Origin of the sequence: Streptomyces sp. NPDC007088 (assembly GCF_042869355.1) — a bacterium.
Classification (GTDB): Bacteria; Actinomycetota; Actinomycetes; order Streptomycetales; family Streptomycetaceae; genus Streptomyces.
In genome coordinates, this window is record NZ_JBIAFO010000001.1 from 400,507 (window position 1) to 425,603 (window position 25,097).

The following is a 25,097-nucleotide window of genomic DNA, read 5'->3' on the forward strand; positions in this document are numbered from 1 at the left end:
CATGGAACAGCACTCGAAGATCGCGGTGTCGGGCGCCTCGGGGCTCATCGGACGGGCGCTGACCCGCTCCCTGCGGGCCGACGGGCACGAGGTGGTGCGTCTGGTGCGGCACGAGCCGGAGGCGCCGGACGAGGCGCGCTGGGACCCCAAGGAGCAGTACGTCGACACGGCGGCCCTCGTGGGCTGCCGGGCCGTCGTCAACCTCGCGGGCGCCGGGGTCGGGGACCACCGCTGGACGGCGGAGTACAAGCGGGAGATCCGCGACAGCCGGGTGCTGGGCACGGCGGCCCTCGCCGACGCGGTCGTCTCCCTGGACGAGCCGCCGGAGGTGTTCCTGTGCGGCAGCGCGATCGGCTACTACGGCGACACGGGTGAGCGGGCCGTGGACGAGGAGGCGGGTCCCGGGGACGGTTTCCTGCCCGACGTGTGCGTGGAGTGGGAGGCGGCGGCCTCGGCGGCCGAGGAGGCCGGGGTGCGCACCGCCTTCGCCCGCACCGGGCTGGTCGTGTCGCGCGAGGGCGGGGCCTGGGGGCGGCTGTTCCCGCTGTTCCGTGCCGGGCTCGGCGGCCGGCTGGGCGACGGGCGCCAGTTCTGGAGCTTCGTCTCCCTGCACGACGAGGTCGCGGCGCTGCGGCACATCCTCGACACGGACACCCTCGCGGGCCCGGTGAACCTGACGGCGCCCGAGCCGGTGACCAACCGTGAGGTGACGGCCGCGATGGGCCGCGTCCTGCACCGCCCGACGCCCTTCCCGGTACCGACGGCCGCGCTGAAGCTGGCCCTGGGCGAGTTCTCCTCGGACGTGCTCGGCAGTCAGCGGGTGCTGCCCGCCAGACTCCTGGAGTCCGGCTTCCGCTTCGCCTTCCCGCACATCGACGAGGCGATCGCGGCGGCACTGGTGAGGTAGCGCCCATCACCGGCCCGACCGAGAACCCCTCGTGCCACCCCGCGCCCCCTCCTGCGGCTACGCCCCGGCACCGGGTGCCACCTACGCTCGGCCCCGAATCCGGGCATCCCCCGCCTCGTCGCGGGCACCTGCCCGGACAGCAACCGCCCGAGACCAGGGAGGGGCCGTGCTCAGGACGGCACAGCAACACACGGAACAGCAGGCGGACGTGGTCATCGTCGGGGCCGGGATCGCCGGGCTCGCCGCCGCACACCATCTGACCAGCGCGGGGGCCACGGTCAGCGTGCTGGAGGCCGACAACCGGGTCGGCGGCCGGATGGCCACCGAGGAGGTCGACGGCTTCCGGCTCGACCGGATCGGCCAGCTGCTCAGTACCGCGCACCCCGAACTGGGGCGCACCCCGGGTCTGGACGGTCTCGTGCTGCGCGCCTTCGCGCCGGGCGTGCTCGTGCACAGCGGGGGCCGCAGGCGCCGCTTCGCCGAGGGCCGGGGCACAAGGGGCGCACTCACCACGGCGCGCGCCCTCGCGAGCGCCCCCCGCCCGCTGGACCAGGCCCGGCTGAGCGCCGCGCTGGCCCGTCTCGCCACGACGGACGACGACCGTCTCGCCCAGCGCGCGGAGGGCACGGCGGCCGGGACGGCGGCGGCCTGGGGCCTGCCCGCGCGCGCCTCGGACGGCTTCCTGCGCCCTCTGCTGACGGCGCTGCTCATGGACCGGGAGCTGGGCAGCTCCTCCCGCGTCGCCGATCTCGCGCTGCGCGACTTCGCGCGGGGCCGGCTGTGCCTGCCGGAGGGCGGCTGCGCCGCCCTGCCCGAACGGCTCGCCGCGGCCCTGCCGCCCGGCACGGTCCGCACCGGGGTGCACGTGACGGCCGCCTCGACCTCCGTGGTGTCCACGAAGGAGCACGGCGAGATCGGCTGCCGCGCGCTGCTCGTGGCCACCGGGGCGCGGGCCGCCGCCGAACTCCTGCCGGGCCTGCGGGTGCCCGGCTTCCACCCGGTGACGGTGCTGCACCACAGCGTCCCGCAGCCGCCGCCGGTCGGTGGCTCGCTGCTGCTGGACGGGGACCGCTCGGGGCCCGTCTCGCACACGGCGGTGCTCAGCGCGGTCGACCCGACGCGGGCCCCGGCGGGCCGGACCCTCGTCACCTCGACGGTGCCCGGCCGCTCCCCCGCCGGGATCGACCGCCCGGTGCGCACCCACCTGTCCGCGCTGTACGGCGTGGACACCGAGGACTGGGAACTGCTCGCCGTGCACCACGATCCGGAGGCCGTACCGGCCATGACGCCCCCGCACGACCCGCGCCGGCCGGTGCGGGTCCTGTCGGGCCTGTACGTGTGCGGGGACCACCGCGACACCGGCTCGGCGCAGGGCGCGCTGCGCTCCGCCCGGCGGGCCGCCCACGCGGTCCTGCGGGACTTCGGGATGAGCCCGTCCCGCCTGCCGCACGGACTGCCGCGGGTGGCCTGAGACAGGGCGAGGGCCGCGGGGCCGTACGGAGGGGTCGCCCCGCCCTCCGGCCGGCTCACGGCCACCGCGCTCCGCCCCGGGCTACTGGTAGGCCGCGACCCGGTCCCGGTAGCCGCGCACCGGCGCCGCGTCCCGGTGCGGCTCCAGCCGCCGCTCGAAGTCCCGTACGTACTCCAGGGCCCGCACCGAGCGCATCTCCCCCGCCGCCTGCGCCGCCTCGGCCCCGAGCGCGCAGGCCGTGTCGAGGTCGCCGAGACCGAGCCGGGCGGTGGCCAGCACGACGCGGCAGAACAGCCGGCTGCGCGCGAAGCCCGCGTCCCGCAGTTGCAGGGAACGCTCGGCGTGCTGGGCGGAGGAGCGGTACTGCTGGAGGTCGCGGTAGCAGTGCCCGAACTCGTCGGCGAGCTGCGCCTCGTCGAAGAAGCGGGCCCAGTACGGGATCTCGTCGCCGGGCCGCGAGGACTCCAGCGCCCGCTCGGCGCGCACGAGCGAGGCGGTGCACGCCCGGACCTCGCCGAGCACCCCGTGGCCGCGCGCCTCGGCCGCGTGCAGCAGGGCCTGGACGACCGGGGGCGCGGTGGTCCCCACGCCCTGCTGGGCCACCCGGGCCAGCTGCACCGCCTCCCGCCCGTGGCCGAGGTAGACGGCCTGCCTGCTCATCGTGACCAGGACGTAACTGCCGTACGCCCGGTCGTCGGCCGCCTGCGACAGGCGCAGCGCCTGGACGAAGTACCGCTGGGCGAGCCCGTGCGCGGCGATGTCGTACGAGGTCCAGCCGGCGAGCCGGGTGAGGTCGGCGGCGGCCGCGAAGAGCCTGCGGCCGGTCTGCTCGCCGTAGACCCCGCGCAGCATGGGTTCGGCCTCGTGCTCCAGATAGCGCACGAGGGCCTGGCGCGCGTGGCCGCCGCCGTAGGCGTGGTCGAGGGTGCGGAAGAGGTCGCCCACCGACCGCAGCGCGGCGATGTCCCCGGCCGTGACCTTCTGTCCGGGGCCCCGCTCGGTGCCCTGGCGGCCCCAGCCGGGCCCCGCGGGCAGGGCGGGGACGGCGGGGGCCGGCTGCCCGCGCAGACCCCCAGGGCGCGCCTGGGCGGGCACCCGGCCGGGGTGCGGCCCCGGGGGCGCGGGCGCCGGGGCCGCCCCGCCGTGGAGAGCGGAACCGGCCGGTGTCGGCTCCGGCCGGTTCTGCCGCTCCTCGGCGAGGCGGCCGACCCGGTCGTCGGGCCGGCCGATGAGCCAGTCCCGGCTGGGCACCACGAGCCCGGCCGGGGTGAACGCGATCTTGCGCAGCTCGGCGTGGCTGCCGGAGTCCTTGCGCCACAGGCCGCCGACGATGTCGACGGCCTCCTCGGGGCTCGCGGCGAACTCCAGCCCGGCGTAGACCGGGGCGCAGGCGTCGAGGCCGAGGTCCTGGGCGCTGAGTCTGCGGCCGAGGCGGCGCGTGAACACCTCGGCGATCAGGGCGGGGGTGGTGCCGCGTGGCTGCTGACCGCGCAGCCAGCGCGTCACGGAGGTCTTGTCGTATCTGAGATCGAGACCGTGCTCAAGGCCCAACTGGTCGACCCGACGGGCCAGACCGGCGTTGGAGAACCCCGCCTCCGCGATGAGCGCGGCGAGCTGTCGATTGGGGGTGCGCTGAGGGAGTCGTTCCGTCATCAGCTGTGCGGTCTCCTGCCTTCCGGGCCCGGGAGCAGCCCTCCTGGAACGGCGCGAATGTAACGGGCCCCGGCGAGCGCATCACGCCCTTCGCCCCTCGTTCATCCGATCGTGTGAGGATTGCCCGGAGAACTGACGGTCGGGTCGCCGCCGTACAGTGGCCGGGTGGGCGCAGCCCCGGGCGCGGTCCGGGCGCCCGGACACAGCAGGAGGGGCACGCACCGTGAGTGAGCTGCGATTCGTCCGTCTGGGCCTGGACCCAAAGGCCGCCGAGGTCGAGTACACCGACTACCTCCAGGCGTGGGAGGAGCAGCGCCGGGTGCACGCGGCCCGGATCGCGGACGAGGTCCCCGACACCTGCCTGCTCCTGGAGCACCCGCCGACGTACACGGCGGGCCGCAGGACCGAGGAGAGCGAACGCCCGCTGGACGGCACCCCGGTCATCGACGTGGACCGGGGCGGCAAGATCACCTGGCACGGTCCGGGGCAGCTCGTGGGCTACCCGATCCTGCGGCTGCCCAGCCCGGTCGACGTGATCTCCCACGTCCGCAACCTGGAGGAGGCCCTGATCCGCACGTGCGCCGAGTTCGGTCTGGAGACCACCCGGGTCGAGGGCCGCAGCGGCGTGTGGGTGCTGGGCGACCCGCTGGAGCGGCGTCCGTCCTTCGGCGGGCTGACCCTGGACCTGGACCGCACCGACCCCCTGTTCGACGCGCGGCTCGCGGGCCCCGAGTACGCGCCCTCCAACGCCGGGCAGCGCCACGAGGACCGCAAGCTCGCGGCGATCGGCGTGCGGGTCGCGCGCGGTGTCACGATGCACGGCTTCGCGCTGAACGTGCACCCCGACACCACCGGCTTCGACCGCATCGTCCCGTGCGGCATCAAGGACGCGGGCGTCGCCTCGCTCGCCGAGGAGCTGGGCCGGGACGTCACCGTCCTGGACGTCCTGCCGGTGATCGAGAGGCATCTGACGGACGTGCTGACCGGCGCGGGCGCACCGCCCCGCACGACGACGGCCGCCTGAACCCGCCACGCCACTGGGCCGTCCGGGGGAATGCGCCTGCGAGTGCGCCGGTTGGCCACCCATGAGAGGCGTCACATCACGGGCGTACGCTGGTACGAACCGAAGAATCGAAAGCCGCGAGGCCCAGTGGGTGTCCGGAGCAGGTCCTGCGCGCCACCCGCGCCACCAGGACCTCACGGAGACTCCCCGCACCACGGCAGAAAGGGGCACCGGACGTGTCCGCAGTCGCACCCGACGGGCGGAAGATGCTCCGCCTGGAGGTCCGGAACAGCCAGACCCCCATCGAGCGCAAGCCCGAGTGGATCAAGACCCGGGCCAAAATGGGCCCCGAGTACAACGCACTGCAGAAACTCGTCAAGAGCGAGGGTCTGCACACGGTGTGCCAGGAGGCCGGCTGCCCCAACATCTACGAGTGCTGGGAGGACCGCGAGGCGACCTTCCTCATCGGTGGCGACCAGTGCACCCGGCGCTGCGACTTCTGCCAGATCGACACCGGCAAGCCGCAGGCGCTCGACCGTGACGAACCCCGCCGGGTCGGCGAGTCGGTCGTCACGATGGACCTCAACTACGCCACCATCACCGGCGTCGCGCGCGACGACCTGGAGGACGGCGGCGCCTGGCTGTACGCCGAGACGGTCCGCCAGATCCACGCGATGACCGACGCGCGCCCGCTCGGCCGCACCAAGGTCGAACTGCTGATCCCCGACTTCAACGCGGAGCCGGACCAGCTCGCCGAGGTCTTCTCCTCCCGCCCCGAGGTACTCGCGCACAACGTGGAGACGGTGCCGCGCATCTTCAAGCGCATCCGCCCCGGTTTCCGCTACGAGCGCTCGCTCAAGGTCATCACCGAGGCCCGCAAGGCCGGGCTGATCGCCAAGTCGAACCTCATCCTGGGCATGGGCGAGACCCGCGAGGAGGTCAGCGAGGCGCTGCGCGACCTGCACGAGGCCGGGTGCGAGCTGATCACCATCACGCAGTACCTGCGCCCCTCCCCCCGGCACCACCCCGTGGAGCGCTGGGTCAAGCCGCAAGAGTTCGTGGAGCTGAAGGAGGAGGCCGAGGAGATCGGTTACTCCGGTGTCATGTCGGGCCCGCTGGTCCGCTCCTCGTACCGGGCCGGCCGCCTCTTCACCCAGGCGATGGAGCGGCGCGGCGAGCTGGCCACGGTGCTGCCGACCGTCTGAGCACCGGCGCTCCGCGCGCCCCGGGGTGTGTGAACTCCCGCACAAGCGATTACCCGGCGGTAGCGCGGGGCGGCACGGTCCCGGGGCGCGTCCTCCCAGTTGAGGGCGCGCCCCGGGGCCTTTTCCCCGTCCGGGCCCGGCCGCCGGCCCCGTTCCCCGCTCTTCATGGGTGTTTGACCCCTCGGTCACGTCCTGGTAACACCGAGCTGTGACGCTGTCCTCACGCCGCGCTCACCACCGTCGCGTACCGGTACCGCGTCCCGTTGCCGCCTTCGCTCCGTGTCACCGCCTTCGCTCGTGAGACCTTGCTCTGAGAGATTCCGAGGGGAACCGCCATGCAGGAAGCGCCCGCCCGCGTCACCGTCCGCACCCTGCCGTCCGCTCCGTCCGTCTCCGGTGCGCTGCGCGCCGTCGAGGCCGTCCTGCTGGCGGGCAGCCGTCGCACCGCGCGCCGCAACGCCTGGAACTCCGTACTGGAGGACCGCAGCCGGGCCCGCGACCGGGCCGAGACCGAGCAGGTCCTGCGGGCCGTTGCCGCCCGCACGTCGTAGGCCCGGGGCGGGGCACGTAAACTTCCTGTCATGGCGAGGAAGGACAACGCAGAGAGCTCTGCGAATCAGGGGCGACTGAAACAGATCGCTCTCACGTACAAGATGACCCGAAGGGCCGATCCGAAGATCGGTCTCGTGATCGGGGCTGTGGGAATCGTCACCTTGGGTGTCGTCCTCGGCATCGGTTTCCTGATCGGTCACCCGGTCTATCTGGGCATCCTCGGTCTCCTCCTCGCGTTTCTCGCGATGGCGATCGTCTTCGGACGGCGGGCCGAGCATGCGGCGTTCTCCCAGATGGAGGGCCAGCCGGGGGCGGCGGCCGCGGTGCTCGACCAGATGAAGCGCGGCTGGACGACGACGACGGCGGTCGCGATGAACCGCAGTCAGGACGTCGTGCACCGCGCGGTCGGCAAGGCCGGCATCGTGCTGGTCGCCGAGGGCAACCCGAACCGGGTGAAGAGCCTGCTCGCCTCCGAGAAGCGGCGGATGGCCCGCGTGGTCGCCGACGTCCCCGTGCACGACGTGATCGTCGGCAACGGGGAGGGCCAGGTGCCCCTCAAGAAGGTGCGCACGACGCTGCTCAAGTACCCGCGCGTGCTCACGGGCCCGCAGGTGACGCAGACCAACGACCGGCTGCGCGCCATGGGCGATCTGATGAAGAACATGCCGCTCCCGAAGGGCCCGATGCCCAAGGGGATGCGGATGCCGCGCGGCGGGCCCAAGGCGCGCTGAGACACGGCACCACCGCCGCCCGCCGACCGGGCCGCGCTGTCCGCCGAGCCACCCGCGGGACCGCGGGGCGTACGCCGAGGGGCGGGACCGGAGAACCGGTCCCGCCCCTCGGCGTATCGCACCTCCGTGCACCGCGCCCCGTGGCGACCGATCCCCCGGCCGTTTCGGAGCCCGATCCGCTCAGACCCCGATCCGCACGGCTCAGACCCCGATCCGCACGGCTCAGACCCCGATCCGCACGGCTCAGACCTCGATCCGCACGGCTCAGACCCTGATCTGCACGGCGCGCGCGAGCCGGTCGTGCAGTCCGCGCGAGTCGCGGTCCCAGATGAGCGCGGGCACCGCGATACACAGCAAGGCGCTGCGCAGGACGCCGCGCGCGACACCGAGCCGCCCACCGTCCAGGGACACGACCCGGAGCCGGAAGAGCGCCTTCCCCGGCGTGCAGCCGACCGTGGAGACGGTCAGCAGACTCAGTACGAGGAAGACGAGCAGGGCCCAGTTTCCGGTCGCCTGCTGGTCACCGCGCGAGATCAGGCCGTATGCGATGAGCATGCACAGCGCCCAGTCGACGATCAGGGCGCCGAACCGGCGGCCGAGGGGGGCGATGGAGCCGGGCCCCTCCTCGGGCAGTCCGAGCCGCTGTCCGCGGTACCCGAAGTCGACGCCCATCTGTTCGGCCGCCGCACGCGGCCCCGAGAGCCACGATCCGATTGCTTCCCTGTTGTCCACGTACACCACGGTACTGCGCGCCGCGGTGGCCCCGGCGCGGAGGTCGGCGCACCGTGGAGGGAAGGGCAGCGGCATGAGGTCGGTCACGACCGGGGCGGTTAACTTCAGCGAAACAAATGGGTCACGCTTGAGAAATCCCCCGTCCCTATGGTCGGCTCCACCGTGTGCCACCGCACTGGCTCACGCAAAGAGCTGAAAACCCCCGCCCCTCCCCGGGTGGGAGGAGGAGGAGTTGGATGTTCCAGAACGCCGACGACGCACAGAAGTACATCGCCGACGAGGACGTCAAGTTCGTCGATGTCCGGTTCTGCGACCTGCCGGGTGTGATGCAGCACTTCACGGTGCCCGCCAAGGCGTTCGACCCGGCGGAGGAGCTGGCCTTCGACGGTTCGTCGATCCGCGGCTTCCAGGCCATCCACGAGTCGGACATGGCGCTGCGCGCCGACCTGTCGACGGCCCGGGTGGACCCCTTCCGCCGCGACAAGACGCTGAACATCAACTTCTTCATCCACGACCCGATCACCGGCGAGCAGTACAGCCGTGACCCGCGCAACGTGGCCAAGAAGGCCGAGGCGTACCTCGCCTCCACCGGTATCGCCGACACCGCGTACTTCGGCCCCGAGGCCGAGTTCTACGTGTTCGACAGCGTCCGCTTCGAGACCACGGCGAACCGCTCGGTGTACGAGATCGACTCCGAGGCCGGTGCCTGGAACACGGGCTCCGAGGTGAACAACCGCGGCTACAAGGTCCGCTACAAGGGCGGTTACTTCCCGGCCCCGCCGGTCGACCACTTCGCCGACCTGCGCGCCGAGATCTCCCTGGAGCTGGAGAGCGCGGGCCTTGAGGTCGAGCGCCAGCACCACGAGGTGGGCACCGCCGGCCAGGCCGAGATCAACTACAAGTTCAACACGCTGCTGGCCGCGGCCGACGACCTGATGCTCTTCAAGTACATCGTGAAGAACGTCGCCTGGCGCAACGGCAAGACCGCGACCTTCATGCCGAAGCCGATCTTCGGCGACAACGGCTCGGGCATGCACGTCCACCAGTCGCTGTGGTCGGGCGGCACGCCGCTCTTCTACGACGAGCAGGGCTACGCGGGCCTCTCGGACACCGCCCGCTACTACATCGGCGGCATCCTCAAGCACGCCCCCTCCCTGCTGGCCTTCACCAACCCGACGGTGAACTCCTACCACCGCCTGGTCCCCGGCTTCGAGGCCCCGGTCAATCTGGTCTACTCGCAGCGCAACCGTTCCGCCGCGATGCGCATCCCGATCACCGGCTCGAACCCGAAGGCCAAGCGCGTCGAGTTCCGCGCCCCCGACCCGTCCTCCAACCCGTACCTGGCCTTCTCGGCCCTCCTCCTCGCGGGCCTGGACGGCGTCAAGAACAAGATCGAGCCGGCCGAGCCGATCGACAAGGACCTCTACGAGCTGGCCCCCGAGGAGCACGCGGGCGTCCCCCAGGTCCCGACCTCCCTCCCCGCCGTCCTCAACGCCCTGGAGGACGACAACGAGTACCTCCAGGCCGGCGGTGTCTTCACCTCCGACCTGATCGAGACCTGGATCGACTACAAGCGCACCGCCGAGATCGCCCCGATCCAGCTCCGCCCGCACCCCCACGAGTTCGAGCTGTATTTCGACCTCTAAATCCCTGCGAGGCGGGGCCGGCGAGCGGGCCCGGAGCGGTTCTCCGCGTCACCGCTCGCTTGCGTCCCCCGTGTGCGCCGAGTGCGCACCGGCCGGCCGGTCCACTGACCCGGTGTCCTGAGCACGAGCGAGGGCCGCTACCCCACACGCGGGGTAGCGGCCCTCGCCGTCTCCGGCCCGGGTCGCCGTTACGTGTGCCGCGCACCATCCGGTCCCGGTCCCGGACCCGGTCGCGCGTCTCCCGGACGGGGCGGGGCCGCCGGCTCAAGGGCCCGCGCGCTCGCGGGTGTTGCCGCGGGGAGCGCCGGGGGGGGCGCCGGGGCCGCGTTTCCCGGCTTGCTCGTGGCCGGGACGCGCTGCCGGGCGGGGTCGCCGGGGACTGAGTGCTCGGGCAGCCGGGGCCGGGAGGAGGTGAGCGAACAGGACGGCGGGTGGCGACGCCGTCCGTCACCCCACCCCCGGCACCTCCCGCCCGTCGGCCGGCCGGGTCAGGTGGTTCAGGGTGCCGGTCAGGTCGAGGAGGCGGTCGAGGAAGACGGGGCGGTGGATCAGCCTGAGCGGGACGGCGGCCTCCTCGGTGTGGCGGTGCGTCATCAGGAGGGTCGACAGGCCCGTCGAGTCGCACGCGGTCAGGCCGGAGCAGTCCAGTTCGTACCCGGTGGGCGCCGGCCGCGCCCGGAGGTGGTGGCGCACGGTGCGCAGCAGGACCTCCGCCGTGTCGAAGTCGAGCGCGCCGGTCAGCCGCAGCCGGATCACGCCCGGTGCGGGGTGGGTGACCGCCATGACGAGCGGATCCGCGGGCCGGGGTCCCTGAGCCGTTGTCATGTCTCCTCCTTCGTGGCCGTGCCGTTCAGGTGCGCGCGCAGCGCCCGGCCGGCCTCGTCGATCAGGCGCAGGGCCCGGGGGAAGTCCTTGAGCTGCTCGTGGAGCGCGTCGAGGGTGGGGAACAGGGAGCGGGGCGGTACGTCGCGGGCCGCGAGGATGTCGGCGGTCCAGGTGAGGAAGCCGGTGAACAGCTCGGGGTCGTCGACGTAGAGGGCCGTGGTGAGGAAGTCGATGATCTGGGCGAGGTCGTCGACGGTGTGCCCGCGCTGCGCGTCCGTGTAGGCGCGCAGCGGCGGGAAGCGCTCCTCCAGACCGGCCAAAGTGCCGCGTACGAGCTGCCGGGCCGAGCGGCTGACCAGCGTGTACTCCTGGTCCCTGAGGTGCGGCAGGAGGGCGGGCGGGCGAGGCGCCGCGCCGGGGCGGCCGGGGAGCCCGGCCGCGAGGAGGTCGGCGGCCGTGCGGGCCTCGGGGGCCCAGGCGTCGGCGCCCAGCAGCCGGGCGTACCGTCCGTCGGCCCCGAAGGCGGCGCCGCCCACGAGGACCGGCACCCCCGCCGCCTGGCAGGCCGTGATCGCCGCGTGGGCGGTCGGCAGCCGCGTCGCGAGGGACGAGGACAGGGCCACCGCGTCCGGTGCCGTCAGGTGCAGGTGTGAGACGAGGTGCGGGGCGGGGACCTGGGCGCCCAGGAAGTCGACGCGCCAGCCGCGCAGCCGCAGCACCTCGGCGACCAGCCTGGCCGGCAGCGCGTGCCACTCGCCGTCCACGCAGGCCACGGTGACCCGGCCCACGGGCGGCTCGTCCGGGCCGGACCGCACGTGGTGGGCCAGGGCGGCCACGACGCGGTCGTTGATGGCCGTCGCCGCGTGTTCCCGGGCGACGGAGAGCCGGCCGGCCGCCCATTCGGCGCCCACCCTGCGCTGGACCGGGGCGATGACCTCCAGGAGGACGTCCTCGGGGGCGAGCCCCTCGTCGACCGCTCCGAGCACCACCGTGCCCGCCGCGTACTCGTCGCCGTCCTCCAGCGCGCTCCACAGCCGGTCCCGGGTGCGTGCCCGGTCCACGTCGGTGGCCGGTCCCCGCGCGGGGATTGCGGTCATGGTGCGTACGCCTGCCCTTCCGGGGATCGTTCCTGGTCCGGCGGGGTGTCTCGCCCGGTACGTCCGCCGCCGGTACGTCCGTCCTCCGCGGACAGGCCGTGTCCGGCCCTTCTACCCACTCCGGCGCCGACATGCCTGTGACGGCCGCGAGGAGCCCCCGCCGTACGCCTCTCCTGCTCCGTCCGTGGGACTTGTCGTCGCCGAGGTGACCCGACGCCGCTACGGGGCACCCGACACGCGTGGGGCGGTCAGGGGAGAGCGAGGTGAGCGAGAGGTGAGTCGCTATGGAACCGAACGGTGCGGACGACGGGATTGAGGGTACCGAAGGGGAGGCGAGCCGGACGGGGCCCGTTGACCCCCAGGAGCCCTCGGGCGCTTCTCCCTCAGGGGAGCGGGGCCCGGGTTCGGCGGAGGGGAGCGGCGGCCCCTCCTGCGAAGAGGTCGCGTCGGCGCTGCGGCCGGCCGACGCGCGGGAGCGGGTCCACGACCTGCTGCTCACGCTCACTCCCCCGGTCGACGTCCTGGTCCTGGCCGACGCGGTCCTGGTCGCCTCCGAACTCGTGACGAACGCGCTGCGGCACGGCGGCGGGATAACGGCGTTCCGGGTCGCGCTCGTCGACGGCATGGTCGAGGTCACCGCCTCCGACCGCAGCGGACAGGCCCCCGTCGTCCAGGACGGCCGGGAGCCCGGGGGCGCCGCGGACGGCGGCGGTCTGGCGGCTGGGCTCCCGGGAGGTTACGGCTGGCCGCTCGTGTGCCGGATCGCGTGGACCGAGGTGACCCCCACGGCGACCGGCAAGACGATCCGGGCCTGGATTCCGCTGCATCCCATGCCGCAGCAGGGGCCCAGCGGGCTCATCCCGGCCCAGCGCTGCGAGCCGCCGGGCTGACCGGTGGCCGTGGCGGCGGCCCGGCGGGGCCGGGGGCGAGGACGGCGTCAGGAGCGGGGCAGCAGGACGGTGATGCGTTTGCCGCCCCCGGGCAGCGGGGCCACCGTCACCTCGCGGGCGATCCGGCACACGAGCGGCCATCCGTAGCCGCCGACCGCGACACCCGGCCCGGCGAGCGGATCGCGGGCCACGGGCAGGGTCTCCGCGGCGTCCTCGACGTGCAGGAGCAGACCGTCCGGGGTGAGGCGCGCGGCGAAGCCGGTGAGGCCGCCGCCGTGCCGGATGGCGTTGGTGACGAGTTCGGAGACGGTGAGCAGCGCGTCGGTACGGGCCCGTTCGGCCGGCTCCCCGTGGTGTCCGTCGTCGTGGTGTCCGTCGCCCTCACGAACGGAGCCGGGCGTCGAGCCCCCGCTTTCGGTGGCACCGGCACGGTACGGGTGGTCGACGCTCGCGGGACCGTCCGGCGGTCCCCCGTCCCGGGAGGTCAGCAGGTCGGCCACGAGGCGGCGGGCCTCGGCGGCGGTGCGCGGGAGCGCGGCCGGAGGCGGCGGGGTGGCGCGCCGGCCGGCGCCTTCGGGCGCGCGGGCGGACAGGCCGTCCGGTTCGGGTGCTCCCCCGGTGGTCTCGGTGTGCGCCATGGTCCCCGTCCGGACTCTGTCCTGCCCTGCCTGTGTGGTCGGTGCGGTGGTGGCCGCGGCGGCGGGCGCGAGGCCGTGCGCGCCGCCCGCCCGGCGGGCGTCCGCTCCCCGCGTGGCGCCCTCGCGCGTCACGCGGCGCCGCCCGCGGGCGGGTCCCCGTGGGGGGCCCGCCCGTCCGGCGTGGTGTCCGGGGCCCCGTCGAGCGCCGCGTCGAGGGAGGGCCGCAGCCGGAAGTGGTGCGTGGTCCCCGTGACCTCGAACAGGCGCCGCACGGTGGTGCCGAACGGCCCCGCGACGCTCAGTTCCCGGCCCGCGCCGCGGTGGGCGCGCTCGGCGCCGAGCAGGACGTGCAGGACGGTGGAGTCCGCGAAGCCCACGCCGGACAGGTCGATCACGGTGTGCCCGGCCCCGGAGCGCCTCGCGGTGTCCAGGGCCTCCTGGAGGAGGGGCGCGGACTCGTGGTCGATGTCGCCGCCGACCCGGACCACGAAGGTCGCGGAGCCCAGGGCCGTGCCGGTGACGGTCGCCCCGCCCTCGCTGTGGAACATGGCCACACGATCCCACACCCGCCGCCCCCCGCGCCCCTCGGCGCCCGCCTGCCGCGCGCGGGGCGGCTCAGCCCTCGATGGCCTCGTCGACGGTCGCGTACACCTGGAGCACCTCGTCCGTGCCGGTCAGCGCGAAGAGCTGGCGCAGTGGCTCGGTGGGCGCGACGAGGCGCAGGTCGGTGGTGAGGCGCACCCGGATCAGGAGGTTGAGGAAGCTGGAGTCGCCGAACGGGACCTGGCTGAGGTCGAGGAGGACCACGGGGTAGCGTTCCGCCGCCTCCTCCAGATCGGCGCGCAGGCCCCCGATGGTGTCCAGGTCGAGTTCGCCGACGGCGGTGACCAGCCACATGCCGGAGGGGTCCGGGGCGGCGGGCCCCGGGGACTCCTCCACGACGGCGGGCGGGGGTCTCTCCGGCTCGTGGTCGTCCGGCTCGTTCTCTGGCTCTGCGGGATCGGGCATGACGGCATCCTGCCTCAGGTTCCCGGGCCGCCGCCGGGGACCCCCCGGTCCACGGGCCTCCGGGCCCGCCCGGCCGGTGCCCCGGGCCCGTACCGCCGGGCCATCACCGCCCGTGGGCGGCCCGCCGCCGACGGACGCGGGCCCGCGTCCCGCGTGGGCCTCAGGCCAGGGAGTCGCTGTCCGTGCGGGCGCAGTGGGCGGTGTCGTGGGCCGTTCCCCGGGACTCCCAGGCGCGCAGGCAGCACAGCGCCTCGAAGTCCTGCCAGTCCATGGCGAGCCGGTCGGAGAGGGCGGCCTCCCGGACCGGCGGCCGGGGCGGGACGGGGCGCGGGACGTGCTCGTCCGCGCACTCCGTCTCGCGCAGGATCGCGGTGAGCACGAGCGCGGAGACGCCGACGAAGGCGGCCACGGTCCACCAGGCGCCGTGCCGCGCGCCGACCGTCGCGCAGTGACCGAGCCAGGCCACTCCCGCGAGGTGGCCGGCGCACAGGACGAGGGAGAAGCGGCTCATCGCGTCCGCCCCGCTTCCGGGACGCCGTGCGGCGCGGCGCCTCGCGAGGCGCCGGGGGCCGGGGGTGCGGGCGGTGCCGCCCCGTGCGGCTTGGGCGTTCCGTGCGGCTTCGGCGCTGTGGCGGGCTGGCGGGGGTGGTGGCGCATCGGATGGTCCTCTCGCGTGGGCGGAACGTTTCGCACGGAAGCGTGGTGCCCCCGGGGCCGGTGGGACGGGGCGGGCGGCCGACGGCGGCGGCGCCGCTCCGGCCGGGGCGGCCGCCCCACGGTCGCCGTACGGGGTTGTTCCGGCCAACGAGCGAGCGGGCCCGGCGCAGCGCCGGTTCACCCTTGTGCCGGTCACGGAGCGCTTGTCCGATTTCTGGCGGGTCCGTTGCCGGTCGGACACCACCCGGCCCGGGGAACATCCGTATCCGCGTACGGAGGCGTCCCGCCGCATCCCGGACCCGGGGCCGGGATGCGGCGGGACGCCCACCGTGTGACCTTGGTGGCGGGAGACCTGTGTCCCGGCGCGGGCCGGAGAGCCGGACCGGGGCGCGTGCACGGCGGCCGGTACGCGGGCGGGGGCCGGTTCCCGGCGACGGGCGGGACCGGGGCGGTACGGCCGTCCCGCAGCGACTGGAGCGACTGGAGCCCGGATGAGCCGCAGTTCCGCACCGCAGAGCGGGGCGCGTGCGCGGGACCTGGCCGCGCTCGCCGCGGAGGCGTACGTGTACGGCTTCCCGCTGGTGCACGACCTGGAGACGGTGGCCGCCTTCACCCAGCACGGGTTCGGGAACCTGCCGGGCACCCCGTTCAACCGGTTCGCGCACGCGCAGCGGCTCGCGACCCCGGAGACCGCCGCCGTCTCGGCGGGCACCGACACGCTGTACTCGATCGCCCAGCTCGACCTGTCCGAGGGCCCGCTGGTGCTTCAGGTCCCGGACACGGGGGGCCGGTACTACGTGCTCCAGTTCGTGGACGCGTGGACCGACAACGTGGCCTACCTCGGGCAGCGGGCGACCGGCACGGAGGCGGGCAGCTGGCTTCTCGTGCCGCCGGGCTGGAGCGGGCAGGCGCCGGGCAGTGTGCGCGGCGTGATCGAGGCGCCCACCACCGTGATGTCGCTCGTGGGCCGGATCGCGTGCGCCGGTCAGGACGAGGTGCCCGCCGTGCGCGCGCTCCAGGCGGGCTTCACCCTGCACTCGCTCACCGCGCCCGGCCTGGGCCGGGGCGGGCTGCCGACGCCCGATCCGCAGGCCCCGCCCGAGCTGGTCTTCTTCGAACGGCTGCGGGTGTGGGCGGCCGACTTCCCGCCCTCCCCGGCGGACCAGCGCTACCAGGAGCGGTTCCAGCCGCTCGGGCTGCTGGAGGAGGGCCCCACCCCGTACGCGGGGGCCTCGCGGGCCTTCGTCGCGGCGCTGGAGGAGGGGATGGCGGCGGGGCGGGCGGAGATCGACGCGGCGGCCCGGCGGCCCCCGCCCCGGGGCGGGGGCGGCTGGCGGCTCGAACCGCACCTCTTCGACTACAACCTGGACCACTTCGGGATCGGCACGATCGACTCGCCGCGGTGGCGGCTGCCCGACCGGACCGCCTCGTACCTGACCCGGGCGGTGGCGGCGAGCGTCGGCCTGTGGGGCGGGCACGGCTACGAGAGGGTGTACGCGCAGACCTTCGAGGACGTCGAGGGCCGTCCGCTGGACGGGTCCCACGCCTACACGCTGCGCTTCCCGCAGGAGCCGCCGGTGCGGGCGTTCTGGTCGCTGACGATGTACGGACTGCCCGAGCGGCGTCTCGTGGCGAACCCGGCGGGGCGGTACGCGATCGGCTCGCGCACCCCCGGCCTCGTGTACGACCCGGACGGCGGGCTGACGCTGTACGTGCAGCACCGGCGGCCCCGGGACCCCGCGCGGGCGGCCAACTGGCTGCCGGCGCCCGCGGGGGGTTTCCGCCCGATGCTGCGGCTGTACCTTCCGGCTCCCGAGGTGCTCGACGGGAGCTACGTCCTGCCGGGGCTGCTCAGGAGCGCGGCCCCGGCCTGAGGGCGGCGACCGCTCAGCGGCTGTAGCGCATGAGGGCGCGCACCATGTGACAGGTGGTGTCGGAGGGCGGGTGGACGCCGACGCGCTCGGCGGCCAGCCGGATGGTCCGGTTCGGCGCCTGCTCGGCCCGCCACACCCCGGCGTCGAGCAGGACGATGGCCAGGCGCATGGCCTTGAGCCTGCGGTTGTGCGCTATGTACCACTCGCGGGGGCGCCCGGCGGGCAGCGCCCTCTTCTCGACGGGGGCGTAGGGCAGGTCGAACAGGGCGGTCTCGGTCGGGTCAAGGGTCGCGGAACGGGCCACGGGCATCCTCCTGAGAGGCCGTGAGGACACGGGAGCCGCGTGCCGCGGGACCCCCGTACCCCCTTCGGACATGTCTCCATTTTACTGCGGGGCACTGACAAAAGCCGCTGGTGGAAGCGGGATCGGACGCCCGGCCGACCGCCTCACGGGCCCCTCGCGTCCCGCCGCGCCGCCGGTAACACGCGGTTCACAGACGGGCAACGAGCGGGACACCGGGCCTTGGCATTCTTCGGGCGAACGCCCCGCGTCCGGGCGCGCCCGCGCGCGCCGGGCCGGCACCCGCACCCCATGACCCGAGGAAGTGGCCCCCGTGAGCTTCAAGGCCGAGTACATCTGGATCGACGGCACCCAGCCGACCGCCAAGCTCCGGTCCAAGACCAAGATCCTGGCGGCGGGTGAGGAGCCCGGCGTCTGGGGCTTCGACGGGTCCAGCACCAACCAGGCCGAGGGCCACGCCTCGGACCGCGTGCTCCAGCCGGTGTTCACGTGTCCCGACCCGATCCGGGGCGGCGCCGACATCCTGGTGCTGTGCGAGGTCCTGAACACGGACATGACCCCGCACCCCTCCAACACCCGCGCCGAACTGCGCGAGGTGGCGGCCCGCTTCGCCGGCCAGGAGCCGGTCTTCGGCATCGAGCAGGAGTACACCTTCTTCCAGGGTTCGCGCCCGCTCGGCTTCCCGGAGGGCGGTTTCCCCGCCGCTCAGGGCGGCTACTACTGCGGGGTGGGCTCCGACGAGATCTTCGGCCGCGACATCGTCGAGGCGCACCTGGAGAACTGCCTCAAGGCCGGTCTCGGCATCTCCGGCATCAACGCCGAGGTCATGCCCGGCCAGTGGGAGTTCCAGGTGGGCCCGCTCAGCCCCCTGGAGGTCTCCGACCAGCTGTGGGTGGCCCGCTGGCTGCTGTACCGCACCGCCGAGGACTTCGGCGTCTCCGCGACCCTCGACCCCAAGCCGGTCAAGGGCGACTGGAACGGGGCGGGCGCGCACACCAACTTCTCCACGAAGGCGATGCGCGAGAGCTACCCGGCGATCATCACCGCGTGCGAGTCGCTGGGCGAGGGCTCGAAGCCGCTGGACCACGTCAAGAACTACGGCGCGGGCATCGACGACCGGCTCACCGGCCTGCACGAGACCGCCCCCTGGAACGAGTACAGCTACGGCGTCTCCGACCGCGGCGCCTCGGTCCGCATCCCGTGGCAGGTCGAGAGGGACGGCAAGGGCTACATCGAGGACCGCCGCCCGAACGCCAACGTCGACCCGTATCTGGTGACCCGCCTCATCACGGACACCTGCTGCACGGCGCTGGAGAAGGCCGGCCAGGTCTGAGCCGGCCCGGGGCCCGGCACGCGACCCGCCGGCCCCCGTACGCACGCGGAAGGGGCGCCCACCGACGAACCGGTGGGCGCCCCTTCCGCGTGCCCCGGGGCCGCCCTCCCGTACGCCGGAGGACCGGCCACCGGCGGCCCGCCGGCGTACCCGCTCAGGCCAAACTCGCGTCAAGCCGGGACCGGATGGCGGGAAGGAGGGTTCTGTGCGGGCGGGTTTCTGCTTCAATAGCGGCATGGCCAGCTTCCAGGACTCCGTGACGGGTCGCGTCGTGCGCGTCGACCTCGAACCGTTCTGGCCGTCCCGTCAGCACCACGACTTCGACCGGGTGTGTTGTCGCGTGCGGAACGCGCGGACCCTCTAAAGCCGGATTCCGAACGGAAACGCACCGGCCTTCGGTTCACGCGGTGACGTACGTCCTCCGTCGACGACATCCTCGTGCGAAATGAGCTGACCTTCCATGGCCCATCGTCCTTCCCTCTCCGCCGCGCCCGACACCACCGGCGCCGCCTCCTCCACGCTTCCGCCGCGCCACCGGCTGCGCGCCGTGGACCGTGACGAGACCGTCGACGTCTCGGAGTTCCTGCCGCCGGGCGCCACCTGGCTGCCCGCCCCGCCGCACACCCTGCCCGCGCTTCCCGGCCGTCCGCCGATGGTCGGCTACCTCGTGCTCGTGCCCGCCGACCAGCAGCCGTCCTTCCCGGGCGCGGTACCGGTCCTGCCCGCCCCGCAGGAGACGGCCGGGGCCCCCGCCGTGGGCGGCGCGGACGCGGAGGCCGACGGTCTGCGGGAGCTGGTGCGGGTCGACACCGGGCGCCGCACCGCCGAGGTCGACGGCCGGCCCCTGGACCTGACCTACCTGGAGTTCGAGCTGCTCGCCCACCTCGTCGCCCACCCCCACCGGGTGCACACCCGGGACCAGTTGGTCACCACGGTGTGGGGGTACGGGCACGTCGGGGACGGGCGCACCGTCGACGTCCACATCGCCCGGTTGCGGCGCAAGCTGGGCTCGGCGTACCGGCACACCATCCAGACGGTCCGCCGGGTCGGCTACAAGTACACCCCGCCCGTCGGCTGAGCCGCGCCTCGGGGCCTGCCTGACCGTTCCCGTCCGCCGTCCTCCGGGCGACGACGGGTTCGGCCGGGCAGGCCCTGGCCCGACGGCGTTCGGCCGAGGGTGAAAGCACTTCCCCCGTCCCGTCCGGTCCGGGCAGTCTCGCCGTATGACCAAGAGACTGCTGGTACTGGGCGGGACGGAGTTCGTCGGGCGGGCGGCGGTGGCGGCGGGGCTCGGCCGGGGCTGGGAGGTCACGGTGTTCAACCGGGGCCGCCAGGAGGCGCTGCCCGGGACGAACGCCCTGCGCGGCGACCGGACCGCGCCGGGCGGACTGGACGCGCTCGCCTCCGCGCCCGGCGACTGGGACCTCGTGGTCGACACGTGGTCCTCGGCGCCCCGGGCGGTGCGCGACAGCGCGCGGCTGCTGAGCGGCCGGGCCGGCCGCTACGCGTACGTCTCCACCTGCTCGGTGTACGCCTACCCGCGCCGCGCGGGAACCGGGATCGAGGCGCCCGTGGTGGACGGCGACCCGGACGCGGAGGCCGGGGACTACGCGAGGGACAAGCGGGGCGCCGAGCTGGCGCTCGCCCGGGAGTTCGGCGCGGAGCGCTCCCTGTTCGCCCGCGCCGGGCTGATCCTCGGCCCGCACGAGAACATCGGGCGGCTGCCGTGGTGGCTGAACCGGATCGCGCGCGGCGGTCCGGTGCTCGCCCCCGGCCCCCGCGACCTGCCGCTCGCGTACGTCGACGCGCGGGACCTCGCGGCCTGGCTGCTCGACGCCGGGGAGGCGGGCCTGCACGGTCCGTACGATCTGGTGAGCCCGCCGGGCCACACGACCATGGGAGAACTGATCGACACCTGTGTGCGGGTGACGGGCTCGGACGCCGCACCGCGCTGGACGGACCCGGAGGTGGTGCTCGCGGCCGGGATCGCGCCCTGGACCGAGCTGCCGGTGTGGGTGCCGCCGGGCGAGGACCACGGCGCCCTCCACGGCGCGGACGTGAGGAGGACGCTCGCGACGGGGCTGCGCTGCCGTCCGGTGGCCGAGACGGTCGCGGACACCTGGGAGTGGCTGCGCTCGGGCGGGGACGGCCCCACCGCGCGCCCGGCCCGCGCCGCCGTGGGCCTGTCCCCGCAGGCCGAGGCACGGGTACTCGCCCAGGGCTGAGGGGGTGGTGCCGGCACCACCCCCCGCCGGGGGGACAGACCGCTGTCGTGCCGCCGGGCGCCCCGCCAGACTGTTCCCCGTGCGGCCCGGCCGGGCCGCACGGGGAACGGCACGCCCCGGTGGGGCGGTGCCGGGCGAGGGAGGAGGACGCGATGGCCGCAGGGGCGACGCGGACGTTCACGGGCGGGGGCACCCCGGCGGGGGCCTGGCGGGCGCTGCGGTCCACCGAGGAGCTGGCGGAGCGGCTGGACGCGGCCACCGCGCCCGGCGGCCCGGGGGCGGTGGAAGGGCGGGAGCGGCGCGAGGGGCGCGAGGGACGTGGGAGGGGCGAGGGGCGCGAGGGACGTGGGAGGCGCGAGGGACGTGGGAGGCGCGAGGGGCGCGAGAGCCGGCGCGGAAGGCGGCGCGGGGTGCGTGCGGCGCTGGTCGACGCGGCGCGCGGCTTCGGCCTGGCGGTCCTGTCCCTGCCCGTCTCGGCGACGCTGTTCTGCCTGTCGGTCGTCTCGATCGCCCTCGTGCCGGCCGGCGTGGGCCTGTTCACGACGCCGCCCCTCGTCGCGGCGGTCCGGGCCTACGCGCTGCGCCGCCGGGTCCTGGCCGCCGACTGGGTGGGCCTGCGTATCCCGTCCGCGTACCGGCCGCTGCCCGGCGCCCGTCCGGGGATCACCGGGCGGATCACGTTGTGCGGGTGGCTGTTGCGGGACGCGGCGACGTGGCGCGACCTCGGCTGGCTCCTGTCCGACATGACGGCCGGCTTCTGCACGGCCCTGCTGGGCCCGGCGCTGCTGTCCTTCTCGGTCGAGGGGGTGCTCCTGGCGGCGGGCCTGTGGCACGTGTACAGCGACGGCACGTACTGGTACGCCTTCGTGCCGGTGGACAGCCAGGCGACGGGCCTCGCGGCGGGGCTCCTCGGCCTGGTGACGGCGAAGATCGCGCTGCACGCGGCCCCGGCGACCCTGCGGCTGCACTTCGCGCTGACCCGGGCGGTGCTCGCCCCGGACCAGGAGCAGGCCCTGGCGCGCCGCGTCGAACGGCTCACCGCCTCCCGGCACGACGCGGTGGACGCCTCGGCGGCCGAACTGCGCCGCATCGAACGGGATCTGCACGACGGCGCGCAGGCCCGGCTGGTCGCGATGGGCATGGATCTCGGCACGGTCGAGGCGCTGATCGAGAAGGACCCGCAGCAGGCCAGGAAGCTCCTCGCGCGGGCCCGCGCCTCCTCCGCCGAGGCGCTGAACGAACTGCGCGATCTGGTGCGCGGCATCCACCCGCCGGTCCTCGCCGAACGCGGCCTCGGCGACGCGGTGCGGGCCCTGGCCCTGCGGCTGCCCGTGGAGACGGACGTCGTCGTGGACCTGCCCGGCCGGGCCGAGGCGCCCGTGGAGGCCGCCGCCTACTTCGCGACGAGCGAGCTGCTGACCAATGCGGTGAAGCACGCGGACGCCGGCCGCGTGTGGGCCGACCTCAGTCACACGGACGGACGGCTGCGGATCACCGTCGGGGACGACGGGCGGGGCGGGGCCCGCGCCGACGCGGGCGGTGGGCTGAGCGGGGTCGAGCGCCGACTCGGTATCTTCGACGGGTTGCTGGCCGTCAGCTCGCCCGAGGGCGGCCCCACCATGGTCACTGTGGAGATCCCGTGCGCGTTGTCCTAGCCGAAGACCTCTTCCTGCTGCGCGACGGTCTCGTCCGCATGCTGGAGGCGTTCGGCTTCGAGATCGCCGCGGCCGTCGAGACCGGGCCCGAACTGACCAGGGCGCTCGCGGAGCTGGAGCCGGACGTCGCGGTCGTCGACGTCCGGCTCCCGCCGTCCCACACCGACGAGGGCCTGCAATGCGCGCTGGCCGCCCGGCGCGCGCGGCCCGGACTGCCGGTGCTGGTCCTGTCGCAGCACGTGGAGCAGTTGTACGCGCGGGAGTTGCTGGCCGACGGCGCGGGCGGGATCGGCTATCTGCTGAAGGACCGGGTGTTCGACGCGGAGCAGTTCGTCGACGCGGTACGGCGGGTGGCGGCCGGCGGCACGGCGATGGACCCGCAGGTCATCTCGCAGCTGCTGGCGCGGCAGACGGCTCAGCGCCCGCTCGCCCGGCTCACGCCGAGGGAGCGGGAGGTGCTCGAACTGATGGCGCAGGGACGTTCCAACACGGCGATCGCGGCGCAACTCGTGGTGACGGAACGGGCGATCGCCAAACACACGTCCAATATCTTCGCGAAACTCGGCCTGGAGGTCTCCGACGACGACAACCGCAGGGTCCTCGCGGTGATCGCCTTCCTCGACGGCCGTTCCTGAGGCGTCCTTCGGGGCCCGCGAGGTGACTTCCGGCGGAATCCGTCGTTCTGCTGAACGTGCAGCCACAGGATGTCGCCCCCAGCGCCCACCGCCGCCCGAGCGGCCCCCGCCCCACGGACCGTGCCGCGCACAGCGCCACGGTGGACGTCGAGCAGGCCGAGGCGGCCCTCGTCGAGCACTACCCCCGGCTGGTGCGGCTCGCCTACCTGATCCTCCCCCCGTCGTCGGGGCGCGGCCGGCGGGTGCTCACCGCGCACGCCCTGGCGCAGCGCGCCCTGCCCCGCTCCCGGCAGGTCACCGCGGAGGGGCTGCTCCCGGGCCAGCGCGACGCGCGGAGCGGTCCGGGCGACAGCGCGGGCTACGCGTACGTGCGGCTGCGGGTGCTGCGCGCGGCGCTGGAGGCGAACGAGCCGCTGAGCCCGCGCACCCGGCCCCGGCGCGCGCAGTTCCCCGCGCCGCTGCCCCGCGTCTGGGGCCTGCGGCTCGCCCCGAGGGCCGGGGGCCCCGACGAACTCGCCCTGCACGAGGAGTTGTCGGCCCTCTCCGCGGCCGCCCGCGCCGCCTTCGTCCTGCGCGGTCTCGACCGGCTGGACGAGTCGCAGACGGCGGAGCTCCTCGCCAGTGCCGGGGTGTCCGATCCCCGGGCGGCGCTCACCGAGGCGGCCGGGGTGCGGGTCCCGGGGGGCGTGCACGCCGCGGCCCTGCTGGCCTCCCCGGAGTTCGACCCCTGCTCGCTCCAGGCGCGCCCCACCGACCTGCTGCGCCGCCGCCAGCACGTGCGGGCGGCGCTCCTGGGGGCGGCGGCGCTCGCGGTGTGCGGGGCGCTGCTGGTGTCCTGGACCGTCGGCGGGAGCGAGGCGCCCGCGTACAGCGCGGCACAGCGGGCGGCGCTCGACCCCGGGCGGCTGACGACGGCGCCGGTCACGGCCTGGCGCTCCTCCGCCCGGCAGGACTTCTCGGTGTGGCCGGCGCGCGGCGGCCTGCTGGGCGACCGGGCGCTGCTGGGCCGGGCGCTGGCCACCTGGGCGGCGCCGGGCGGCTCGGTGCGGGTGTCGGCGACGCCGGGGACGCAGACGGGCGGCCCGGCGGGCCCGCCCAAGCTGCTGTTCGCCGGGCGCACCCCCCGCGCGCGCGTCGTCCTGATGTACGACGGCCTGCGCATCGCGCGGTACGCGGAGCCCGCCGGGCAGAACGAGGGAGCGGCCGCGCTGGACCTCGTCCGGGTCGACGGGGCGGACGCGGGGACCTCGGCCGCGCTGGTCGTGGAGCGTACGGACGGCAACGTGCGCTATCTCGTGGCCCCTTGGGTGCGCGGGGTCGCGAACCGGGACCTGCGGGTGCCCGGCCGGGCGCCGCGGAAGCTGGAGCTGGCGCAGGACGGGACGACCGGCCCGTTCCACGCGCCCGCCTCGCAGGGCGAGTGCGCGTCGTGGAACGCGCTGGAGACGACGGACCGGGACGGTACGAGGCGGCTCTACACGGACCTGGGCGAGCTGACCCCCGCACATCTGACGGCCGGCGTCCCGGCCGCGCCGAAGGAGGTGGCCTCGGACTCCGCCCGCGCCGCCTGGGCGCCCTCCGCCTGCGCGCTCGGCGCCGCCCGCGCGCAAGGGGTGCGGTCGGTCAACTCGTGGGAGTACGCGCGGCAGATCCTGCCCGAGGCGGCCGGTACGGCGCGGTGGACGTGCACCCGCCTGGACACCTGGCGCGGCCCCGGCAGCCACTCCCTCGCCGGGTTCCTGGCGCCGGGCGGGGCGAGCGCGGCGGTCGTCGCGCAGGCCGAGGACGCGGCGGCCTGCGGTACGCGGGCGCCCGAGGTGCTCGCGGGCGCGCTGTGGAAGTCCCCGGCGGGGTCGTGGTTCCTGCTGGCCGCGGGCAGCGCGGGGGTCGAGTCGATCGCCACGAGCGGTGACCTGGAGGGCAGTTCACCGACCCGGCTGCTCGCGCTGCCCGCGCACCAGGGCGATCAGGCGCGGCTGACCGGCGAGCTGGGCGGGGGCGGGAAGATCAGCGCTCTGGGCTGAGCCGTCGGCCGGGTCACGGTCCGGGCCGGGTGGCG

General features: G+C 74.9%; 25 protein-coding genes. 16 read left to right on the plus strand and 9 right to left on the minus strand.

The window, feature by feature from the left end; all coding sequences use genetic code 11:
* The first annotated feature begins 1 nt into the window (after position 1).
* Positions 2-907 carry a TIGR01777 family oxidoreductase gene (locus ACFYMP_RS01755; RefSeq protein WP_388848773.1) on the plus strand — a complete coding sequence of 302 codons (906 nt, stop codon included), beginning with the start codon at positions 2-4 and terminating at the stop codon, positions 905-907.
* 166 nt (positions 908-1,073) lie between these two features.
* Positions 1,074-2,378 carry an NAD(P)/FAD-dependent oxidoreductase gene (locus tag ACFYMP_RS01760; RefSeq protein WP_388848776.1) on the plus strand — a complete coding sequence of 435 codons (1,305 nt, stop codon included), beginning with the start codon at positions 1,074-1,076 and terminating at the stop codon, positions 2,376-2,378.
* Between the two features lie 81 nt (positions 2,379-2,459).
* Here the strand turns inward: ACFYMP_RS01760 and ACFYMP_RS01765 are convergent, their stop codons facing one another.
* Positions 2,460-4,031: a regulator gene (locus ACFYMP_RS01765; RefSeq protein ID WP_388848779.1), complete on the minus strand. Its 1,572-nt coding sequence runs from the start codon at positions 4,029-4,031 to the stop codon at positions 2,460-2,462.
* Between the two features lie 223 nt (positions 4,032-4,254).
* Between ACFYMP_RS01765 and lipB the strand changes: the two genes are divergently transcribed.
* The 4 genes from lipB to ACFYMP_RS01785 all read left to right on the plus strand — a co-directional run bounded on the left by lipB (position 4,255) and on the right by ACFYMP_RS01785 (position 7,522).
* Positions 4,255-5,055 (plus strand): lipoyl(octanoyl) transferase LipB, encoded by an 801-nt coding sequence (gene lipB / locus ACFYMP_RS01770; protein WP_388848782.1) that lies wholly within the window; start codon positions 4,255-4,257, stop codon positions 5,053-5,055.
* Between the two features lie 215 nt (positions 5,056-5,270).
* Entirely contained in the window at positions 5,271-6,239 is a 969-nt protein-coding gene (gene lipA / locus ACFYMP_RS01775; RefSeq protein WP_388848785.1) for a lipoyl synthase, read from the plus strand.
* A 335-nt stretch (positions 6,240-6,574) separates the two neighbouring features.
* Positions 6,575-6,790 (plus strand): hypothetical protein, encoded by a 216-nt coding sequence (locus ACFYMP_RS01780; RefSeq protein WP_388848788.1) that lies wholly within the window; start codon positions 6,575-6,577, stop codon positions 6,788-6,790.
* 30 nt (positions 6,791-6,820) lie between these two features.
* Complete coding sequence (locus tag ACFYMP_RS01785) at positions 6,821-7,522, plus strand: DUF4191 domain-containing protein (RefSeq protein ID WP_388848791.1); 702 nt, start codon at positions 6,821-6,823, stop codon at positions 7,520-7,522.
* Between the two features lie 264 nt (positions 7,523-7,786).
* On the opposite strand, the gene ACFYMP_RS01790 is transcribed toward ACFYMP_RS01785, so the two are convergent.
* Positions 7,787-8,254, minus strand: coding sequence for an RDD family protein (locus ACFYMP_RS01790; RefSeq protein WP_388848794.1), 468 nt, complete (start codon positions 8,252-8,254; stop codon positions 7,787-7,789).
* A gap of 236 nt (positions 8,255-8,490) precedes the next feature.
* Here ACFYMP_RS01790 and glnA point away from each other — a divergent pair, with 236 nt between their 5' ends.
* Complete coding sequence (gene glnA / locus ACFYMP_RS01795; protein WP_388848797.1) at positions 8,491-9,900, plus strand: type I glutamate--ammonia ligase; 1,410 nt, start codon at positions 8,491-8,493, stop codon at positions 9,898-9,900.
* Between the two features lie 447 nt (positions 9,901-10,347).
* Here glnA and ACFYMP_RS01800 read toward each other — a convergent pair whose 3' ends face one another.
* Positions 10,348-10,725: an STAS domain-containing protein gene (locus ACFYMP_RS01800; RefSeq protein WP_388848800.1), complete on the minus strand. Its 378-nt coding sequence runs from the start codon at positions 10,723-10,725 to the stop codon at positions 10,348-10,350.
* Complete coding sequence (locus ACFYMP_RS01805) at positions 10,722-11,822, minus strand: B12-binding domain-containing protein (protein WP_388848803.1); 1,101 nt, start codon at positions 11,820-11,822, stop codon at positions 10,722-10,724. The genes ACFYMP_RS01800 and ACFYMP_RS01805 overlap by 4 nt, the downstream gene beginning before the upstream one ends.
* A 284-nt stretch (positions 11,823-12,106) precedes the next feature.
* Here ACFYMP_RS01805 and ACFYMP_RS01810 point away from each other — a divergent pair, with 284 nt between their 5' ends.
* Positions 12,107-12,712, plus strand: a complete 606-nt coding sequence (locus ACFYMP_RS01810) for an ATP-binding protein (RefSeq protein WP_388848806.1) — start codon at positions 12,107-12,109, stop codon at positions 12,710-12,712.
* 47 nt (positions 12,713-12,759) lie between these two features.
* Here the strand turns inward: ACFYMP_RS01810 and ACFYMP_RS01815 are convergent, their stop codons facing one another.
* The 4 genes from ACFYMP_RS01815 to ACFYMP_RS01830 form a co-directional block, all read right to left on the minus strand.
* Complete coding sequence (locus tag ACFYMP_RS01815; protein WP_388848809.1) at positions 12,760-13,350, minus strand: ATP-binding protein; 591 nt, start codon at positions 13,348-13,350, stop codon at positions 12,760-12,762.
* 128 nt (positions 13,351-13,478) lie between these two features.
* Positions 13,479-13,898: an STAS domain-containing protein gene (locus ACFYMP_RS01820; protein WP_388848812.1), complete on the minus strand. Its 420-nt coding sequence runs from the start codon at positions 13,896-13,898 to the stop codon at positions 13,479-13,481.
* Positions 13,899-13,965: 67 nt separating this feature from the next.
* Positions 13,966-14,358 carry an STAS domain-containing protein gene (locus ACFYMP_RS01825; RefSeq protein WP_388848815.1) on the minus strand — a complete coding sequence of 131 codons (393 nt, stop codon included), beginning with the start codon at positions 14,356-14,358 and terminating at the stop codon, positions 13,966-13,968.
* A gap of 160 nt (positions 14,359-14,518) precedes the next feature.
* Positions 14,519-14,869 (minus strand): hypothetical protein, encoded by a 351-nt coding sequence (locus ACFYMP_RS01830; RefSeq protein ID WP_388848818.1) that lies wholly within the window; start codon positions 14,867-14,869, stop codon positions 14,519-14,521.
* A 637-nt stretch (positions 14,870-15,506) separates the two neighbouring features.
* On the opposite strand from ACFYMP_RS01830, the gene ACFYMP_RS01835 reads away from it, so the two are divergent.
* Positions 15,507-16,889, plus strand: coding sequence for a DUF1254 domain-containing protein (locus ACFYMP_RS01835; protein WP_388848821.1), 1,383 nt, complete (start codon positions 15,507-15,509; stop codon positions 16,887-16,889).
* A gap of 13 nt (positions 16,890-16,902) precedes the next feature.
* Here ACFYMP_RS01835 and ACFYMP_RS01840 read toward each other — a convergent pair whose 3' ends face one another.
* Positions 16,903-17,199 (minus strand): hypothetical protein, encoded by a 297-nt coding sequence (locus ACFYMP_RS01840; RefSeq protein ID WP_388848824.1) that lies wholly within the window; start codon positions 17,197-17,199, stop codon positions 16,903-16,905.
* Positions 17,200-17,503: 304 nt separating this feature from the next.
* On the opposite strand from ACFYMP_RS01840, the gene glnII reads away from it, so the two are divergent.
* From glnII to ACFYMP_RS01875, 7 genes are all read left to right on the plus strand, one after another.
* A complete protein-coding gene (glnII, locus tag ACFYMP_RS01845; RefSeq protein WP_388848827.1) occupies positions 17,504-18,523 on the plus strand; it encodes a glutamine synthetase in 1,020 nt (339 codons plus the stop codon).
* 235 nt (positions 18,524-18,758) lie between these two features.
* Positions 18,759-18,887, plus strand: a complete 129-nt coding sequence (locus tag ACFYMP_RS01850) for a hypothetical protein (protein WP_388848830.1) — start codon at positions 18,759-18,761, stop codon at positions 18,885-18,887.
* Positions 18,888-18,983: 96 nt separating this feature from the next.
* Entirely contained in the window at positions 18,984-19,601 is a 618-nt protein-coding gene (locus ACFYMP_RS01855) for a winged helix-turn-helix domain-containing protein (protein WP_388848833.1), read from the plus strand.
* A gap of 145 nt (positions 19,602-19,746) precedes the next feature.
* Positions 19,747-20,748, plus strand: coding sequence for an NAD-dependent epimerase/dehydratase family protein (locus ACFYMP_RS01860; protein WP_388848836.1), 1,002 nt, complete (start codon positions 19,747-19,749; stop codon positions 20,746-20,748).
* 152 nt (positions 20,749-20,900) lie between these two features.
* The gene (locus tag ACFYMP_RS01865) at positions 20,901-22,403 is read left to right on the plus strand and encodes a sensor histidine kinase (protein ID WP_388848839.1); all 1,503 of its coding nucleotides are present in this window, start codon (positions 20,901-20,903) and stop codon (positions 22,401-22,403) included.
* Positions 22,388-23,038 carry a LuxR C-terminal-related transcriptional regulator gene (locus tag ACFYMP_RS01870; RefSeq protein WP_388848842.1) on the plus strand — a complete coding sequence of 217 codons (651 nt, stop codon included), beginning with the start codon at positions 22,388-22,390 and terminating at the stop codon, positions 23,036-23,038. Before ACFYMP_RS01865 ends, ACFYMP_RS01870 begins: the two co-directional genes overlap by 16 nt.
* Before the next feature lie 56 nt (positions 23,039-23,094).
* Complete coding sequence (locus tag ACFYMP_RS01875; protein WP_388848845.1) at positions 23,095-25,062, plus strand: hypothetical protein; 1,968 nt, start codon at positions 23,095-23,097, stop codon at positions 25,060-25,062.
* Positions 25,063-25,097 lie beyond the last annotated feature (35 nt).

Excerpts from the sequence above, each read along its gene's own strand:
- ACFYMP_RS01755 (WP_388848773.1), top strand. The coding sequence starts at position 2 with ATGGAACAGCACTCGAAGATCGCGGTGTCGGGCGCCTCGGGGCTCATC.
- ACFYMP_RS01765 (WP_388848779.1), bottom strand. The coding sequence starts at position 4,031 with ATGACGGAACGACTCCCTCAGCGCACCCCCAATCGACAGCTCGCCGCG.
- ACFYMP_RS01780 (WP_388848788.1), top strand. The coding sequence starts at position 6,575 with ATGCAGGAAGCGCCCGCCCGCGTCACCGTCCGCACCCTGCCGTCCGCT.
- ACFYMP_RS01785 (WP_388848791.1), top strand. The coding sequence starts at position 6,821 with ATGGCGAGGAAGGACAACGCAGAGAGCTCTGCGAATCAGGGGCGACTG.
- glnA (WP_388848797.1), top strand. The coding sequence starts at position 8,491 with ATGTTCCAGAACGCCGACGACGCACAGAAGTACATCGCCGACGAGGAC.
- ACFYMP_RS01800 (WP_388848800.1), bottom strand. The coding sequence starts at position 10,725 with ATGACAACGGCTCAGGGACCCCGGCCCGCGGATCCGCTCGTCATGGCG.
- ACFYMP_RS01805 (WP_388848803.1), bottom strand. The coding sequence starts at position 11,822 with ATGACCGCAATCCCCGCGCGGGGACCGGCCACCGACGTGGACCGGGCA.
- ACFYMP_RS01810 (WP_388848806.1), top strand. The coding sequence starts at position 12,107 with ATGGAACCGAACGGTGCGGACGACGGGATTGAGGGTACCGAAGGGGAG.
- ACFYMP_RS01815 (WP_388848809.1), bottom strand. The coding sequence starts at position 13,350 with ATGGCGCACACCGAGACCACCGGGGGAGCACCCGAACCGGACGGCCTG.
- ACFYMP_RS01820 (WP_388848812.1), bottom strand. The coding sequence starts at position 13,898 with ATGTTCCACAGCGAGGGCGGGGCGACCGTCACCGGCACGGCCCTGGGC.
- ACFYMP_RS01825 (WP_388848815.1), bottom strand. The coding sequence starts at position 14,358 with ATGCCCGATCCCGCAGAGCCAGAGAACGAGCCGGACGACCACGAGCCG.
- ACFYMP_RS01830 (WP_388848818.1), bottom strand. The coding sequence starts at position 14,869 with ATGAGCCGCTTCTCCCTCGTCCTGTGCGCCGGCCACCTCGCGGGAGTG.
- ACFYMP_RS01835 (WP_388848821.1), top strand. The coding sequence starts at position 15,507 with ATGAGCCGCAGTTCCGCACCGCAGAGCGGGGCGCGTGCGCGGGACCTG.
- ACFYMP_RS01840 (WP_388848824.1), bottom strand. The coding sequence starts at position 17,199 with ATGCCCGTGGCCCGTTCCGCGACCCTTGACCCGACCGAGACCGCCCTG.
- ACFYMP_RS01850 (WP_388848830.1), top strand. The coding sequence starts at position 18,759 with ATGGCCAGCTTCCAGGACTCCGTGACGGGTCGCGTCGTGCGCGTCGAC.
- ACFYMP_RS01855 (WP_388848833.1), top strand. The coding sequence starts at position 18,984 with ATGGCCCATCGTCCTTCCCTCTCCGCCGCGCCCGACACCACCGGCGCC.
- ACFYMP_RS01860 (WP_388848836.1), top strand. The coding sequence starts at position 19,747 with ATGACCAAGAGACTGCTGGTACTGGGCGGGACGGAGTTCGTCGGGCGG.
- ACFYMP_RS01865 (WP_388848839.1), top strand. The coding sequence starts at position 20,901 with ATGGCCGCAGGGGCGACGCGGACGTTCACGGGCGGGGGCACCCCGGCG.